Annotated in this window: 15 protein-coding genes; 1 reads left to right on the top strand and 14 read right to left on the bottom strand. The window is 68.8% G+C overall.

Annotated elements, in window-relative coordinates; translation table 11 throughout:
- Nucleotides 1-34: 34 nt before the first annotated feature.
- The 8 genes from ACKI1H_RS22675 to ACKI1H_RS22640 all read right to left on the bottom strand — a co-directional run bounded on the left by ACKI1H_RS22675 (nucleotide 35) and on the right by ACKI1H_RS22640 (nucleotide 7,522).
- Complete coding sequence (locus tag ACKI1H_RS22675) at nucleotides 35-673, bottom strand: helix-turn-helix domain-containing protein (RefSeq protein ID WP_440466413.1); 639 nt, start codon at nucleotides 671-673, stop codon at nucleotides 35-37.
- Between the two features lie 3 nt (nucleotides 674-676).
- Complete coding sequence (locus tag ACKI1H_RS22670; RefSeq protein ID WP_017519129.1) at nucleotides 677-838, bottom strand: hypothetical protein; 162 nt, start codon at nucleotides 836-838, stop codon at nucleotides 677-679.
- Between the two features lie 114 nt (nucleotides 839-952).
- A complete protein-coding gene (locus tag ACKI1H_RS22665; protein ID WP_138521081.1) occupies nucleotides 953-1,690 on the bottom strand; it encodes a UTRA domain-containing protein in 738 nt (245 codons plus the stop codon).
- An 8-nt stretch (nucleotides 1,691-1,698) separates the two neighbouring features.
- A complete protein-coding gene (pnuC, locus tag ACKI1H_RS22660; protein WP_440466412.1) occupies nucleotides 1,699-2,286 on the bottom strand; it encodes a nicotinamide riboside transporter PnuC in 588 nt (195 codons plus the stop codon).
- A gap of 12 nt (nucleotides 2,287-2,298) precedes the next feature.
- Entirely contained in the window at nucleotides 2,299-4,470 is a 2,172-nt protein-coding gene (locus tag ACKI1H_RS22655) for a TonB-dependent siderophore receptor (protein WP_440466411.1), read from the bottom strand.
- 112 nt (nucleotides 4,471-4,582) lie between these two features.
- Nucleotides 4,583-5,458 carry a sulfurtransferase gene (locus ACKI1H_RS22650; RefSeq protein ID WP_440466410.1) on the bottom strand — a complete coding sequence of 292 codons (876 nt, stop codon included), beginning with the start codon at nucleotides 5,456-5,458 and terminating at the stop codon, nucleotides 4,583-4,585.
- A 1-nt stretch (nucleotide 5,459) separates the two neighbouring features.
- Entirely contained in the window at nucleotides 5,460-6,605 is a 1,146-nt protein-coding gene (locus tag ACKI1H_RS22645) for a phosphotransferase enzyme family protein (protein ID WP_440466409.1), read from the bottom strand.
- Complete coding sequence (locus ACKI1H_RS22640) at nucleotides 6,602-7,522, bottom strand: ABC transporter substrate-binding protein (RefSeq protein WP_440466408.1); 921 nt, start codon at nucleotides 7,520-7,522, stop codon at nucleotides 6,602-6,604. The genes ACKI1H_RS22645 and ACKI1H_RS22640 overlap by 4 nt, the downstream gene beginning before the upstream one ends.
- 300 nt (nucleotides 7,523-7,822) lie before the next feature.
- Between ACKI1H_RS22640 and ACKI1H_RS22635 the strand changes: the two genes are divergently transcribed.
- Nucleotides 7,823-8,899, top strand: coding sequence for a sigma-54 interaction domain-containing protein (locus ACKI1H_RS22635; protein ID WP_440466407.1), 1,077 nt, complete (start codon nucleotides 7,823-7,825; stop codon nucleotides 8,897-8,899).
- A gap of 1 nt (nucleotide 8,900) precedes the next feature.
- Here the strand turns inward: ACKI1H_RS22635 and ACKI1H_RS22630 are convergent, their stop codons facing one another.
- Genes ACKI1H_RS22630 through ACKI1H_RS22605 form a run of 6 tightly spaced genes read right to left on the bottom strand, consistent with a single transcriptional unit; the run spans nucleotide 8,901 to nucleotide 15,407 of the window.
- Complete coding sequence (locus ACKI1H_RS22630; RefSeq protein ID WP_440466406.1) at nucleotides 8,901-10,040, bottom strand: LLM class flavin-dependent oxidoreductase; 1,140 nt, start codon at nucleotides 10,038-10,040, stop codon at nucleotides 8,901-8,903.
- Nucleotides 10,030-11,070: an LLM class flavin-dependent oxidoreductase gene (locus tag ACKI1H_RS22625; RefSeq protein ID WP_440466405.1), complete on the bottom strand. Its 1,041-nt coding sequence runs from the start codon at nucleotides 11,068-11,070 to the stop codon at nucleotides 10,030-10,032. Before ACKI1H_RS22625 ends, ACKI1H_RS22630 begins: the two co-directional genes overlap by 11 nt.
- Entirely contained in the window at nucleotides 11,067-12,107 is a 1,041-nt protein-coding gene (locus ACKI1H_RS22620; RefSeq protein WP_440466404.1) for an LLM class flavin-dependent oxidoreductase, read from the bottom strand. The genes ACKI1H_RS22625 and ACKI1H_RS22620 overlap by 4 nt, the downstream gene beginning before the upstream one ends.
- Nucleotides 12,104-13,135 (bottom strand): LLM class flavin-dependent oxidoreductase, encoded by a 1,032-nt coding sequence (locus ACKI1H_RS22615; protein WP_440466403.1) that lies wholly within the window; start codon nucleotides 13,133-13,135, stop codon nucleotides 12,104-12,106. The genes ACKI1H_RS22620 and ACKI1H_RS22615 overlap by 4 nt, the downstream gene beginning before the upstream one ends.
- A complete protein-coding gene (locus ACKI1H_RS22610; protein WP_440466402.1) occupies nucleotides 13,132-14,076 on the bottom strand; it encodes a 5'/3'-nucleotidase SurE in 945 nt (314 codons plus the stop codon). The genes ACKI1H_RS22615 and ACKI1H_RS22610 overlap by 4 nt, the downstream gene beginning before the upstream one ends.
- Nucleotides 14,073-15,407, bottom strand: coding sequence for an LLM class flavin-dependent oxidoreductase (locus ACKI1H_RS22605; protein WP_138521070.1), 1,335 nt, complete (start codon nucleotides 15,405-15,407; stop codon nucleotides 14,073-14,075). The genes ACKI1H_RS22610 and ACKI1H_RS22605 overlap by 4 nt, the downstream gene beginning before the upstream one ends.
- Nucleotides 15,408-15,414 lie beyond the last annotated feature (7 nt).

The following is a 15,414-nucleotide window of genomic DNA, read 5'->3' as shown; positions in this document are numbered from 1 at the left end:
GTCTGATCGTTCGTCAGGCGTGAGGGACTCAGCCTCAGTCCAACCGCTCCGCATAAGTCGTCACCAGATACGCCACCGCTTCGCTGTCCGCCGGGTTGCGGTAGCTGTGCGGCTGGTCAGCGTAGAACAGGATGGAGTCGCCGGTGCCGAGGAGGAAGCGTTCATCGTTGACGCTGATTTCCAGCACGCCCTGGGCGACTACGAGGTTTTCCTGGGTGCCCGGTGCGTGGCCGGTGGAGTGTTCGGTGGCTAGGCCCTTGAGGCGCAGTTCGTAGAATTCCACCTGGCGCGAGACGTCGAAGGGGAACAGCGCGCGGCTGACGAAGGCGCCGTCGCCGCTGACCAGGCGCTTGCTGTCGCGCGCGGGCAGTACGGCCACGCCTTCGAAGGCGCGGTCGTCGAGGAAGGCGGCGACCGAGACCTTCAGGCCCTGGGCGATCTTGCACAGCACCTTGATCGACGGGACGCTGCGCCCGGATTCGATCTGCGCAAGCATGGTACGGCTCACGCCGCAGAGCCGGGCGAGGCCGTCGAGGGAGAGGTTGCGCTTGGCGCGCAGGCGCAGCAGGTTGCGGGCGACCCGCTCGCCGATGGGGTCTTCGGGCGTGCCGGGCGTACTTTGTGTCGGATCGAACGCCACGGCGGGCAGCTCCGTGGCGAGCGGCAGGCCCATGGATCAGGCCTCGCGGCGGCCGCTGTCGCGGCTTTGCTGGACGATCTGGAAGGCGTCGTAGCCGGCGCGCTGCGCGTACAGCATCCACATCAGCTCGGCCTGGCGGCGTGCCTGACGGCGCGTGCGGTGGCGGGCGAGGTCGATGATGTTGTCGGTGCGGTCCATGGCGGCTCCAGAAGGCTTGCAGTCAAGCCGGTGGCGGTGAAGTTGGAGCTAGCCTAGCCGCGATCCTGTTAGAACCAGAAATACTGAATTAGCATTTGGTAATTACTTATTCAGCTATAACGGCCGCGACGGGAAATCCGCCTGCACGGCCACCGATACGGCGTCCGGCCGCCAGAATTCCTGGTCGAACTCCACCAGCAGGCCGTCCTCGGCGTAGTTCAACCGTTCCAGCACCAGGTTGCTGGCACCCGAGGCCAGTTGCAGTAGCTCGGCCTGGTCGTCGTTGACGGTGCCCAGGCGCAGGTTCAGCGTGCAGCGCGTCTGCACCTTGCCGAAGCGCTCGCGCAGCACGGTGGTCAGCGAGCGGTCCAGGCGCGCGTCGAGCAGGTCCGGGCACCAGCTGGCGAGCAGGGTGTTGATCTCCACCAGCACCGGGCGGCCGTCGATCAGCCGGCGGCGGTGCAGGCGGAACACCGGTTCGTCCGGCGAGGGCAGGCCCATGCGCGCGGCCAGCCAGGCGCCGGCACGGCGGCGTTCGGCGCTCAGCAGTTCGGTCAGCGGCTCGCGGCCTTGCCGGCGCACGTAGTCCATGAAGCTGACCAGCCGCGTCGGGTCGTAGTCGATGCGCGGCGGGCTGAGGTACCAGCCGCGACGGTTCTCGCGGTAGATCAGGCCTTCCGTTTCCAGTTGCTGCAAGGCCTGGCGCAGGGTCACGCGGGTGCAGTCGAAGCGCTCGGCGAGGTCGCGCTCGGGGGGCAGTTTCTGCCCGGCGAGGAAGCGCCCCTGGGCGATGTCCGCGGCCAGCTGGTCACGGATGCGCGCGTAGTGCGGCGGGATGGCCTGGTAGAGCATGGCGATCCTCAGGAATGGCCGGCGGCGAGGGCCGGCGGTTGCTCGTGCAGCTCGCGCTGCCAGGCCAGCAGGCCGTAGATCGCCAGTACCACGAAGCCGGCGTAGAGCCCGGCGGTGAGGTACAGCGCCTTGTAGAGGAAGACCCCGGTGTAGAGCACATCGAGGATGATCCACAGCCACCAACTGGCGACGTACTTGCGCGCCGCCCAGAAGCTCGCCACCAGGCTGAAGGCGGTCAGCGCGGCGTCCATCCAGGGCAGAGCGGCATCGGTGTGGGTGTGCATTGCCCAGCCCAGGGCGAAGGCGCCGGCAGCGCCGGCCAGGCAGCTGGTGACGGCGGTGGTGAGGGGCAGGCGTTCGACGCGCACCTTGCCGTGGTCGCTGCCGCCCTTGCTCCACTGCCACCAGCCGTAGAACTGCAGCACCACGAAGACCAGCTGCAGGAGCATGTCGGAGTAGAGCTTCACGCTGAAGAAGATCCACGCGTAGAGCAGCACCGCCACCACGTTCACCGGCCAGCACCAGCGGATGCGCCGGGCGGTGAGCCAGACGCCGAGCACGTTGACGATCACCGCGATGATTTCCAGAGCAGACATCTTGCGCTTACCTCAGAAGTTGACGCTCGCCGTCAGGCGAGCCGTGCGCGGCGCACCCTGGAACAGGTAGCCGTCGCCGAAATATTCACCGACATCGCGCCAGTAGCGCTTGTCGAACAGGTTGTCGACGCTCAGCCGCAGCACGGTCGGGTAGTCGCCGATGCGCGTGCTGAAGCGTGCCCCGGCGTCATAGACGGTGTAGCCGCCGACCTCTACTGCGCCATCGCGGTCGGCGTACTTGGCGCCGCTGTAGCGCGCCGCGCCAAGCAGGGAAAGTCCCGGCACGCCGGCCAGCGCATAGTCCGCTTGAAGACTGGCGCGCTGGCGCGGGACGTTGATCGCCTGGTGGCCTTCGTAGTCGTCGGTACCGCTGTTCACTACCCGCGAGCGGATCGCCGCGACGCTGCCGCTCAATTGCAGCGCGGAGGTTACCCGGCCACTGGCGGACAACTCCAGCCCGCTGTTCTTCTGCTGGCCCTGCTGCACGTAGGTGAAGGTGCCGTCGCCGTTGGGCCGGGCGAACTGGTAGGCCTGGTGGATCTGGAACAGCGCGGCGCTCCAGTCGAAGCCGGGCAGCTCCTGCTTGATGCCGAACTCGACCTGGCGCGAGGAGGTGGGCGCCAGGGTATCGCCGGCATTGCTGGCAAACCACGGCGCTTCGCCGCCCAGGGACAGGCCCTTGCTGTAGCTGCCGTAGATCGAGATATCGGCGCGCGGCTTGAAGATTACCGCGCCATTGGGCAAGAACTCCGAGCGGCGGGTATGCCGGGTGGTGTCGCCTTCGCTGTCGAAGGTGCGTTCGTCGAGGCGGACCTGGCGACCGCCCAGCACCACCTGCCACTGGTCATTCAGTGAGACACGGTCGCTGGCGAACAGGCCGTACTGGCGGCTGTCGAGGTGGCGGTAGCTGTGGCCGGGCTCGCCGTCGAAGGGCTCCACCGCGTCGATGCCGCTGTAGATGTTGCCGGTGCCGACCCATTCGTTGAGCTCAGGGCGGCTGTCCAGCACGCGGCGGAAGGCCGAGGTGCCGACCGTCAGTTCGTGGCGCAGCCAGCCGGTGGCGAACTGGCCGTGCAGGGCGGCTTCCAGCTCGTCGTTGCGGCGGGTGTCGTCCGGGCTGCGGAAGTCGTAGAGGTCGTAGTCGCCTTCCGGACTGAAGTAGTTGGGCACTGCCGAGTCGGCGCAACTGGCAGCGCCGTAGCAGCCCCAGGGGAAGGCGCTGTAGTCGTCGATCACCACCTTGCTGCGCGAGGCGCTGAGGCTGCCGGTCCAGGCATCGTCGAAGCGGTACTCGAAGCGCGTGTTGAGGTTCAGCGACTCGATGCGCACCGGGTCCGCCCAGCTCTGGTGGCCGAGGCGGTCGTGCGGGTCGATGCCGTGGGGCAGCTGCGTGCCGCCGAGCAACTGGTAGCCGGGCGCCGAGGGCTGGCGACGGTTCTGGTATTCGGCGTCGAACTGCCAGAGGGCGTTGGGCGAGAGGTTCCAGTCCAGCGCCAGGGAGGCGAAGTCGCGCTGGCCGTCGGTGTGGTCGATGTAGGAGCGCAGGTCGTCGTGGGCGAGGTTCACTCGCACGCCGACAGTCTGCTCGCTGCCCAGCCAGGCGCCGACGTCGGTAGCGACATACCGGCCGCCTTCATCGTCCGTGCCGAGGGTCACCGAGCGCACGTCCTGGGGCCGCTTGGTGACGTAGTTGATCACCCCGCCCGGCTCGGAGACGCCGCTCTGCAGGCCGGACAGGCCCTTGAGCACCTCGACCTGCTCCTTGTTCTCCAGCGCCACGTTCTGCTCGCCGGTGATGGTGCGGCCATTGATCTTGTAGCTGCTGGCGGCGTTGAGCGAGTAGCCGCGGATCTCGAAGTTCTCGTAGTAGCCCACGGGTGCGTAGGCCTCGGCGGTGGAGGCGTCGTTCTTCAGCACGTCGCTGAGCAGGCGCGCCTGCTGGTCCTTGAGCAGGGCCTGGTTGAACACCGAGATGGACGCTGGCGTGTCCAGCAGCGGGGCTTCGCCGAAGCCGCCGACGGAGGCGCGATTGCTGGCGTAGCTCTCGGTGTCGTGGCCGATCACCGTGACAGTATCCAGGGTCGTGACGTCTTCGGCGTGGCCGGGACCGCTGGCCAGCAGCACGGCCAGGGTCAGCAGGCTGAGGGGGAATCTCGTGCGCGCGGGGCGCGGCAGGTACTGCATGAAACGCTCCTGAAGATTGCCGGGGCGTGCGCCGGGAATGCACGGGGCCTAGCCCCTCCCGCGCGAAACGGATGGCCTTGGATGTGAAACGGGATGGCCCGTGGAAGGGCTGTCAGGCCGGAGCTGCTCCGGTGGTCAATGGCAGCGAGGGCTCTGCGGCCCACTCCTGCAGCGAGCCGTCGTAGATCGCGACCCGCGTTTCCCCGGCCAGTGTCAGCGCCAGGGCGAGGGCGGCGGCGGAGATGCCGCCACCGCAGTAGAGCAACAGCGGTGGCTCGGCCTGGCGCAGCCCGGCAAGGGCTTCTCCCAGTACCGCGCCGCGCCGGTAGCGGCCGTCGTCGTCGAACAGGCTGCGCGCCGGCAGGTTGCGGCTGCCGGGGATGTGCCCTCGGCGGGCATAACGGGTGACCGCGCTGCCGTCGAACAGGGCGGCGGACAGGGCGCAGACCAGTGTGCCGTCAGCTTTGCCGGCCACGACTTGCTCGACGTCGTGGCGGTCGATCCAGAAGCCCTCCCGGTACTTCGCCGGGGTCGACAAAGTGCCGCTTTCCGCTTCGACGGATTCGCCTTGTTGCAGCGAAAAACCGGCAGCGATCCAGGCGCGCAGACCGCCATCCAGCACGGCCGCGTCGATGCCCAGGCTGCGCAACATCCACCACAGGCGCGCCGCCCAGAAGCCGTCGCTGCGGTCGTAGATCACGATCAGCGAATCGTCGTGAAGGCCGAGTTTGCGCAGGGCGTCCTTCGCCCGTTGCGGATCAGGCAGGGCGAAACTGAAGGACGCTTGCGGATCGGCCAGCTCGCCGAGCAGATCGGCATGGCGTGCGCCGCGGATGTGCCCGGCGAGCCAGCCGGCGTGGCCGCTCTCGACGCGGTAGTCGCCGTCGAACCCGGGTGCGGCCAGCTCCACACTGGCGTCCAGCAGGCGCAGGCGCGGGTCATCCAGGCGGGCGGCCAGCCAGTCGACGGTGACGAGGGGTTGGTTCATCTCAGTTCACCCTGGCAGCCAGTTGGCGAAGATGCTTCAGCAAGCGCTGGCCTTCGGCTTCGAGGAACCAGCGGGTATGACCGATCAGGTAGTTGTCGTAGGCCAGCGAGGCGCTTTCGGCCGAGCCGAGGATGCCGTGGAAGTAGATGACTTCGGACAGCGCGAAATCCGCATGCACCAGCGGCAGCAACGCCGCCAGGGCGAGCAGGTCGTCGCGGCTCAGCGGACGCACGCTGGCATAGCCTTGCAGCAGGGCGTCCAGCGCATCCAGGTCGGCTATGGCAGCGCGGCCCTGGTCCAGTTCCAGCCAGGGCACCAGGTTGCGCTCGATGGCGGTGGCCAGGTCGAACAGCGCAAAGCTGCGGTCGCTCAGGCCGAAGTCCAGCACCGAGACCACCTGCGCCTGCGGGCCGTCCTCGCTCCACAGCAGGTTGGAGGCGTGCCAGTCGTTGTGGGTCCACAGCGCCGGCTGGCGTTGCAGGTAGGGCAACAGCTCGCGTTGCAGCGGCAGGTGCAGTTCGCTGAGCGTCTCCTTCCAGGGACGTGCCTGCAGGTATTCGGCGAGGGCGGGCGCCTGCTCGAAAGTCGCCTCGATGGCGGCCAGCGGGTCCGGCGCGCCGAACAGTTTCAGGTTGCTCAGCAGCACGCCGGCCGTGCGCGAGGGGGCGTCGAAACCCTCGGCGGCGCGGTGCAGTTTCGCCAGCGCGGCGCCGGCAGCGAAGGCGTGGGCGTTGTGCTGGAACGGCGTCCAGGACAGCGCGTCGCGGTACAGGTCCAGGCCTTGGGCTTTCTCGTGGACTTCATAGGTCCAGCCGTCGCGTTCGATAGCGCTGCGGCCCTGCCGATCACGCAGTACCTGCGCCACTGGCGCACCGCGTCGGGCCAGGTGATCGAGGAAGGCATGCTCCTCCGCCAGCCATGCCGCTGTGCGCACGCGGGGCGAGTGGCGTTTGACGAACAGCGTGCCGCTGGCGGACTCCACCAGCGCGGCGGCGGAGAAGGGCCGGGGGCTGTGCCAGGTCAGATGTGCCTCGTCGCCGGCGGCTGGAAAGTCGGCGAGCAGTGCGCGGACTTCCGCGGCGGTCAGCGCCGGCCAGTCGGGCTCCACCGGGTCCAGGCCCATGCCGTGGCTCAGGCGTTTGGTCATGCTGGGTTCTCCACTTGCCAGGCATTGCTGGTCGCGCCGCGCCAGACCTCCGGGTCGCGCAGCACGCCGTATTCGTGCAGCCACTGGGCGTAGGGCTGCAGCAGTTCCTCGCGCTGCTCGCCCCAGCGGCCCTGGTGCAGCCAGCTGGGCGCGATGCGCCGCAGGGATTCTGCCAGCATCGGCTGGGGAAAGTAGGGAATAGTGCGTTCGTAGACCGGCAGCGCGGCTTCCGGCTCGGCCGCTGCCGCGAGGAATCCGCGCGCGGTGACCGCGAGGAAACGCTGTGCGATCTCGGCGTTGGCGTCGAGCCAGTCCTCCCGCGCGCCGAGCAGATAGCTGTGGTAGGGCGGGGCGCCGATTTCGTCCACCGGCAGCACCACGCGCCGCTCGTTGGGGATGGCGCTGGGCAGCAGGGCCTCCCAGGCCCAGTAGCCACCGAAACTGGCGTCGGCGAGGCCGGCGGCCAGGTCCTCGGGGCGCAGCTCGCGGAAACCGGCATCCACCAGTTGCACCGCTTCCGGGTCGCCGCCGTCCTGGCTCACCAGGTGGCGCACCATCGCCAGCCCGCGCGGCGTCGGGTTGAGCGCCAGGCGCTTGCCCTGCAGGTCACGGGGGCGGCGGATGCCGCTGTCCGTGAGGGTCTGGATCGACTCCAGGCCGCGATGGTTGATCGCCGCCACGCCCAGCAGCGGCTGGCCCAGCTCGCGGCGCACCAGCAGGCGGTTGCTGGGGAATACGCCGAAAGCGGCAGCGCCGCGCACCAGGTGCTCCAGGGTGTCGCCGTGATAGGGATCGTGCACCACCAGCTCCACGTCCAGCCCGGCCTCGCGGTACCAGCCGCGTTCACGGGCGAGGTAGAAGCCGGCCGAATTGGGCCAGGGGTGGAAGTATTCGAGCATGACCCGCAAGGCAAACATGGAACCTTTCTCCGAAACGGCCAGCGGCCGATGACTGCGATGGAGAGTATTCCACGGCAGAAGATTTGGTATATACCAATATGATTTTCACTGGTTTTTATAATATTAAGGAATAAAAAATCCCTGCTGATGAATTCCTGCCAGGAAAGCGCCAGTTTCTCCGCTATCGCGTCAAAGCGCTCTGACTCGGGCGTCCCGGACGTTCCATGGGTTATGACCTAATGCGATTAAGGTATTTATGGTTATAAAGAGGCATGGATAAAGTAGCGGCTTCTTCTAAGTCACGGCGCAAGCAGGACCATGAGCCAATCCCCCTGGGGCGCAACGCCCGTCCTGACCCTGCCGCAGGGCGAGAAGCAGCCGCTGTCGATCCGCGCCAAGGCGCTGGTGTTTTCCGATCCGCGCTCGCGCCAGTTGCTGGAGTTCCTCGACCGCGTCGGCCCCAGCGAGGTGCCGGTGCTGATCAATGGCGAGACCGGCACCGGCAAGGAGCTGGTGGCGCGCTACATCCACAGCGCCAGCGGGCGCAAGGGCACGTTCGTCGCGGTGAACTGCGGCGCGATCAACGAGAACCTCGCCGAGAGCGAACTGTTCGGCCACGAGGCCGGTGCTTTCTCCGGCGCCACGGGCCGGCGTGCCGGCTGGTTCGAGGAGGCCGATGGCGGCACGCTGTTCCTCGACGAAATCGGCGACCTGCCGATGCCGCTGCAGGTGAAGTTGCTGCGTGCCTTGCAAGAACAGGAAATCGTTCGCGTCGGTTCGCGCAAGCCGATCAAGGTGGATATCCGCCTGGTCACTGCCACCAACGTCGATCTGGAGCAGGCGGTGGACGCCGGCAATTTCCGCCTCGACCTGTTCTACCGCATCAACGTCGCCCAGGCGCGTGTGCTGCCCCTGCGCGAGCGCCCGCTGGACATCATGCCGCTGGTGGAGCACTTCCGCCGGCTCTACGCCCAGCGCCTGAAGATCGCCGAGCCGATGTTCTCCGAGGCTGCCGTCAGCGCGCTGCTGGACTACGCCTGGCCGGGCAACATCCGCGAGCTGGAGAACGTCGTGCACCTGGCGCTGCTGGTGGCGGGGGAGAAGGCGGTGCGGCCCGAACACCTGAAGTTTTCCGCCGCGCTTTCCGGCCAGCGCATGGGTGCGGGGGCGCCGACCGGGCTGCCGCAGGAAATCATCCGCGACCAGTTGCAGCGGCTGTTCGACGTGCCGGGGGAAACCCTGCTGCACGACCTGGAAGACCTGATCGTCCGCGAGTCATTCGCCCACTGCGGCTTCAACCAGCTGCGCACCGCCGCGCTGCTGGGTATCAGCCGCAACGCCATGCGCACGCTGCTGGTCAACCACGGCCTGCTCAAGGGCCGCGCCAAGGCCTGATTCAGTCGCGGCGGCGCTGGCGCGTGCTGGCCGCGGCAGCATCCCGACGCAGCAACGGCAGCAGTTCCTCGCCCAGGTGGATCGCCTCTTCCAGGTGCGGGTAGCCGGAAAGGATGAAGGTATCCACGCCCAACTGGTGATACTCCTCGATGCGCTCGGCGACCTCGGCGTAACTGCCCACCAGCGCCGTACCCGCGCCACCGCGAACCAGGCCGACACCGGCCCAGAGGTTGGGTGACACTTCCAGGTCGCGCACGCCATGGGCGCGGCCCTGGGTCAGGCTGATCTGCCGCGATTGCCCCACCGACTCATAAGCCGCCAGTTGCTGCTGGGCACGCTCGATGGCGTCGCGGGGGATTTCTTCCAGCAGACGCCCGACATGGGCCCAGGCGTGCCGCGACTCGGCGGCGGCGAACACGTGCAGGCGCAGGCCGAAACGCAGCTCGCGGCCATGCGCTGCCGCCAGCTCGCGCAGGCGCAGGATGCGCTCGCGGATCATCGCCGGCGGCTCGCCCCACATCAGGTAGCTCTGCGCGTGGCTGGCGGCGATGCGTTCGGCCACGTCCGAGGCGCCGCCGAAGCAGATCGGCGGCAGCAGCGCCTCACGCGCAATGGGCACCGGGCTGCCGGTGCGGTAGTGCCGCCCGTGGTGCTCGCGCCCGGCCCAGGTGGCGCGGAACACGTCGAGGAATTCGGCGCTGCGGGCATAGCGCTCGTCGTGTTCGAGGAAGTCGCCCAGGGCGCGTTGCTCGAAACGGCTGGAGCCACTGACCAGGTGCAGCAGCAGGCGGTTGTCGCTGAGCTGTTGCAGGGTGGCGGCCTTGTGCGCGGTGTAGGCGGGCAGCTCGACGCCGGGACGCAGGGTCAGCAGGAACTTCAGCCGGCGTACTTCCTGGACCATCAGCGCGACGATCAGCCAGGGGTCTTCGAAGCCGCTGGCGGTGGGCACCATGATGCCGTCGAAGGCCGCTTGTTCGGCGGCGCGCACCACCTGGCGCAGGTAGTCGAGGGTCGGTGCGCGCTCGCCTTGCTGGAACAGTCCGACCTTGGGCAGTCCGCTGCTGGTGAGGTGGTGACCGTCGCCGTTGGTAGGCAGGAACCAGTCGATCTCGATGCTTCGGCGTTTGGGTTCAGCGGCCAATCCGGGTGTCCTTTTCAGCTTCGGGGCGCAGCAGCGGCAGGACCTGTTCGCCGAAGCGCAGGACCTCGCGCACCGCGTTGGGCGCGTTCAGGATGATCTGGTCGAGGCCGGCGCCGTGCAGTTCGCGCAGACGGCTGGCGACCTGGTAGTAGTTGCCCACCAGCACGGGCGACTCAGCGGGCGCGGGCAGCCACAGGTTCGGGTGGATTTCGCTGCGTCGTGCGGGGTGCTCGGCACGTTCGGCGAGTAGTTCGACCACGCCGGCATCCGCGCGGCGACGCTTGCCCCTGGCCGGTGCGGCGAAGGCCTGCGCCTGCCGGGCAGCTTCGTCCCAGGCCTGCTCCTCGCTGTCGCGGGCGATGATGCCGAAGCTGGCGATGTAACCCAACGCACGGCCGGCAGCCTGTGCGGCCCGGTTCAGGCGGGCGATGGTTTCGCTCAGTTGCGCGACGTCGCCGCCCTGAACGAAGCAGAGGTCAGCGCGGTTGGCGATGCGTTCCGCACCCAGGGTTTCATCCAGAAGCAACGGCGAAGGCGGTAGGTCGCGCAGGCCGAGACCGGCGTTTTCCAGGTGGAAGTAGCGGCCATTGTGGTCCAGCGGCGTGGCCGGGGTGTGCAGCAGGCGTTGCAGGATGTCGAGGAACTCGTCGATGCGCTCATGCCGCTGGTCGCGGTTGAGCACCTCGCCGAAAGCCCTGCGCAGACTGCCCCGGTCGCTGTCCGGCAGGTGCAGGCGCACGCGCCCGGCGGACAGCGACTGCAGGCTTTGCAGCGTAGCCGCCAACGCGGCCGGGAGCATGGCCTCCGCCGGCAGGCTCAGGGTCAGGCCGAGCCGCCGGGTATGCGCGCACAAGGCGGCGGCGACCATCAGGCTGTCCGGCTGGCCGGGGCCGCCGGGCAGGTAGAGGTCGTCGAAGCCGGCGTACTCTACCGCCTGGGCCAACTGCACCCATTCCGCCGGTTGCGCCTGCCAGTCCAGGCCGCGCCGGGTGCCGCTGGCGCAGAGCTTCCAGGCGAAGCGCAGGCTCATCCGGCGACCGCCAGCGGCTGCCCGCCAGGCTTTGCACCCGGTTGCCAGCCGAGCGCCGGGGCGATGTCCCGCGCCAGTTGTTCCAGGCGTCGCAGCACCTGGGCCTGGGTGGAGCTTTCCGACTGCACCACGGCGATGAAGTAGTCCGCGTAGGGCAGCAGCGATGGGTCGTTGCGGACGCTGGCGATCACCTCCTCGGGATGGCCGTGGTGGACGTTGAGCAGGCGCAGATGGCTGTCCAGGTCGGCGGCCTCGTCGATCAGCCCTTCGCGGATCAGGCGCGGCACGTGCAGTTCGATGTCCGGCGCCAGTTCCGCGCGGGACTGTGCCTTGTCCTCGGCGGGGAACACGGCGCGCACCACGCCAACGCGTGGCCGGCGCGTTTCATCCTGCCAGGCGCCGAGGTAGGCGTCAGCGAGGGGTTTCTGCACCGTCAGCGGGTCGTGGGTGGCGGTGCCCAGCAGCAGGCCGTTGCCTTGCTCGGCGGCATAGATCGCGCCGCTTTCGCTGCCGTGGGAATGCCACAGACGTTCCCGCAGCCCGGCAGCTGGTGGATGCAGGCGCAGTTGCGCTTCACCGGGCAGCGGCGCGCCGAGCAGGGCGGCCTGCAAGGCACGCTGGGCCTGCTGGAAATCCTCCTGGCGGCGCTGGGCGTCGCGGCCGAATGCGTTGAACATCTCCAGGTTGGCGCCACCGCTGCCCAGGCCCAGTTGCAGGCGGCCGGCGGCCAGCGCGTCGAGCACGGCGGCGTCCTCGGCGAGGCGTAGCGAGTCCTCCAGTGGCAGGGTGATCACTGCCGTGCCCAGCTCGATGCGCCGGGTGCGCGCGGCGATGTTGGCGAACAGCAGCAGCGGTGAGGGCAACTGGCCGAAGCCGCCGCTCAGGTGGTGCTGGGCGATCCAGCCACCGTCGAAGCCCAGCGCCTCGGCGACTTCGAACTGTTCCTGCAGGTTGCGGTAGACCTGGCGCGGGTCGTTGCCGAAGGCGTGGGTGAGGAAGCCGAGCTTGAACGGCTTGCGTGACTTGAGTGTGCTCATGCCGGGATCTCCTGTGCGCGAGCGCGCTGCTGGCGCGGTTGCCAGCCCAGCGCGGGGGCGATGTCGCGGGCGACGGTTTCCAGGTGGCGCAGGGCTTCGGCGAAGCCGGTGGACGTGGTCTGCACCTGGACGATCAGTTGGTCGTCGGCGTCCAGCGGCGCGTCTGCACGCAGCTGCTCGGCGATCTTCGCCGGGTCGCCGTGCAGCACGCCGAGGTTGTCCAGCACCGCTTCGAAACCCCGCGCCGGGTCGGCATGGCCGATGCCGATGCGCCGTTGGCGTTCGACGTAGGCGAGGATGTCCTGGCGCAAGGTCGAGCCGTCTGCCGCCGCATTGGCACCGGGGAAAACGGCACGTACCAGGGCCACGCGAGGCGTGCCCGAGTGAGCGGGATTCCAGGCCCGGCGGTAGCGCTCGATCACCTGTGAGCGCGGTTCGGCACCGGCCGTGGGGTTGGGGGCGAGGATCAGCCCGTTGCCGCGTGCGGCGACCTGTTCGACGCGCGAAGTGGCTTCCCACAGGCGTTGCTCCAGACCATCGGCGGCGGGACGCAACACGCGGCCTTCAGCGTTCAGCGGCTCGCCGGCCAGCGCCTGGCGCAGGCGCTCCAGGCGCTCATCGTACTGCCCGTGGCGGCCCTCCAGCGTCTGGCCGAAGGCGGCGAAGCTATCCGGGTCGAATCCGGCGCCCAGGCCCAGCTGCAGGCGGCCCTGGCTGAGCAGGTCGAGCACCGCGGCATCTTCGGCCAGGCGCAGGGCGTTCTCCTGGTTCAGCACGACGATGCCGGTGCCCAGCTGGATGTGGCGGGTGCGTTCGGCCGCGGCGCTGAGCAGCACCAGCGGGGAGGGCAGGCGGCCGTTCTCGCTGGCGAAGTGGTGCTGGGCCAGCCAGCCGCTGTCGAAGCCCAGCTCCTCGGCGGCTTCGAACAGCTCCAGGGTCTGCTGGTACAGTCGCGGCTCGAACCGCGGGGCATACACGCGGTTGAGGAAGCCCAGGCGGAAGCTGCTGTGGGGAGTGCGGCGGGTCATGGCTTTTGCTCCGTGAGAGTGGCCTGGCCCAGCAACGGAGTCAGCGTGGCGCCGAGGCGCTCGCTGTCGGCCGGCGCGCCGGGCAGGGCATTGAACGGGCTGAGGGTGAGGTAGCCCTTGGCGACCCACACTGCTTCGTCCTCGGCGTTGCTCGCGTCTGGCGGCGGCGACCAGGCGAAGCCGATGCCCGGCTTGCCGGCCAGCTGGGCGTCGAGCTTGCCGAGGTCTTCGGTGTAGAGGGCGTGGAAGGGTACGTAGCTGCCGATGCGGGTCAGCCGCGCACCCTGGAGTTTCTCCAGCGGCGGTAGGTTGAGGTTCAGGCCCACGCCCTTGGGCAGTAGCGCGCCGTCCGCCAGGCGATGTTGGTCCAGCGCATCCACCAGGCGGGTGACGATGGCGGCGATGCGCGGGCTGTCCTGTTCCTTCAGGTCGGCGCTGACGGCGAGTGCGGGCACGCCGGAGAGCACCGCGACGCTGGCGGCGTTGAAGGTGCCCGAGGCGCTGTTGAGGGCGCCGAGGTTGTTGCCGGGATTGGGCCCGACTATCACCAGGTCCGGGTGCGGCAGGATTTTCTCCAGCCCCAGCAGCACCGCCATCACCGGCGTGCCGCTGATACGGATGTCCACCTGTTTGCCCGCGCAGGGGTCGGTTTCGCAAAGGCCTTTTTCGGTGGTGGTGAGGTAGTAGCTGTCCGGATAGGCCGGATCGTCGTCGTGGCCGACCTGCGTCTGGCGGCCGAAGAAGAAGGCGCCGCCCCGTGCACTCTGGTCGCTGTAGGGCGCGGCGATGCGCACGGTGTGCCCGTCGGCCTTGAGTGCGCTGTACAGCGCGCGAATGTTCGGGTGGCGGTAGCCGTCGTCGTTGCTGAGCAGGATGTTCAGCGCGAACGCCGGCTGCGCGAGGGCGCAGCCGGCGGCCAGCAGCAGGGGCGCGACCCTCATGCCGCGCTCCCGGCGAAACGATTGGCCGGGCGTACCAGGCCGAGGTTCTCGCGCAGGGTCGCGCCTTCGTATTCGCGGCGCAGCAGGCCGCGCTCCTGCAGCAGCGGCACCACCTCGTCGACGAATACCTCGATGCCGCCCGGCAGGTAGGGGAAGAACACGTTGAAGCCGTCGCAGGCGCGCGCCTGGAACCAGGCGTCGAAGGTGTCGGCGATGTCTTCGGCGGTGCCGATCACTGGGTTGCCACCGGCCAGGCGCAGGTACAGCTGGCGGATCGTCAGGCCTTCGTTGCGCGCCAGTTCCAGCACCTTGTCGCGGCGGCTGCCGCGCTGGCCGACCGGGGTCTCCGGCAGCGGGCCATCGAGGTCGTGGGCGGAGAGGTCGATGTCCTCGCCGAGGGTGTCGGCCAGCAGGCGCAGGCCCAGCACCGGGTCCACCAGGCTCTGGAATTCCTCGAACAGCTCGCGGGCCTCTTCGCGGGTGCGGCCGATGAAGGGCGTGATGCCGGGGAGGATCTTGATGCCGTCCGGGTCGCGGCCCAGGGCCGTGGCACGTTGCTTCACGTCGTTGTAGAAGGCCTGGGCGGCGGGGATGGTCTCAGCCATGGCGAAGATGACTTCCGCCACGCGGGCGGCCAGCGCCTTGCCGGCGTCCGAGGCGCCGGCCTGTACCAGCACCGGGTGGCCCTGGGGCGGGCGTGCCACGTTGAGCGGGCCGCGCACGGAGAAGTACTCGCCCTGGTGGTTGAGCACGTGCAGCTTGGCCGGGTCGAAGTACTGACCGCTGTCCTTGTCGCGCAGGAAGGCGTCGTCTTCCCAGCTGTCCCACAGGCCTTTGACCACGTCGTGGAATTCCTCGGCGCGGCGGTAGCGCTCGGCGTGGTCGATGTGCGCTTCGCGGCCGAAGTTCCAGGCTTCGTCGGAGACCACCGACGTCACCAGGTTCCAGGCGGCGCGCCCCTTGGACAGGTAGTCGAGCGAGGCGAACTTGCGGGCGATGTGGTACGGCTCGTTGTAGCTGGTGGTGGCGGTGGCGATCAGGCCGATGCGGCTGGTGACGGCGGCCAGCGCGGCCATCAGGGTCAGCGGCTCGAAGTGTTCGCCACGCGCGGTGCGACTCAGGGCGTCGAGGTGGTGGCCCCAGAGGGCGACCACATCGGCGACGAACAGTGCGTCGAAGCGACCGCGCTCGGCGGTCTGTGCGACCTGCTTGAAGTAATCGAAGTCCAGGCTGGCGTCGGCCTGGGCCCTGGGGTGGCGCCAGGCGGCGACGTGGTGGCCGCTGTTGGCAAGGAAGGCGCCGAGCTTGAGCTGGTCGGTGCGGCGGGTCATGGGGTGT

The sequence above is a fragment of the Pseudomonas sp. YH-1 genome (genome assembly GCF_051990045.1).
Classification (GTDB): Bacteria; Pseudomonadota; Gammaproteobacteria; order Pseudomonadales; family Pseudomonadaceae; genus Pseudomonas; species Pseudomonas nicosulfuronedens.
The sequence above is the reverse complement of the archived record's forward strand: the minus strand, read 5'-3'. Positions and strand labels throughout refer to the sequence as shown.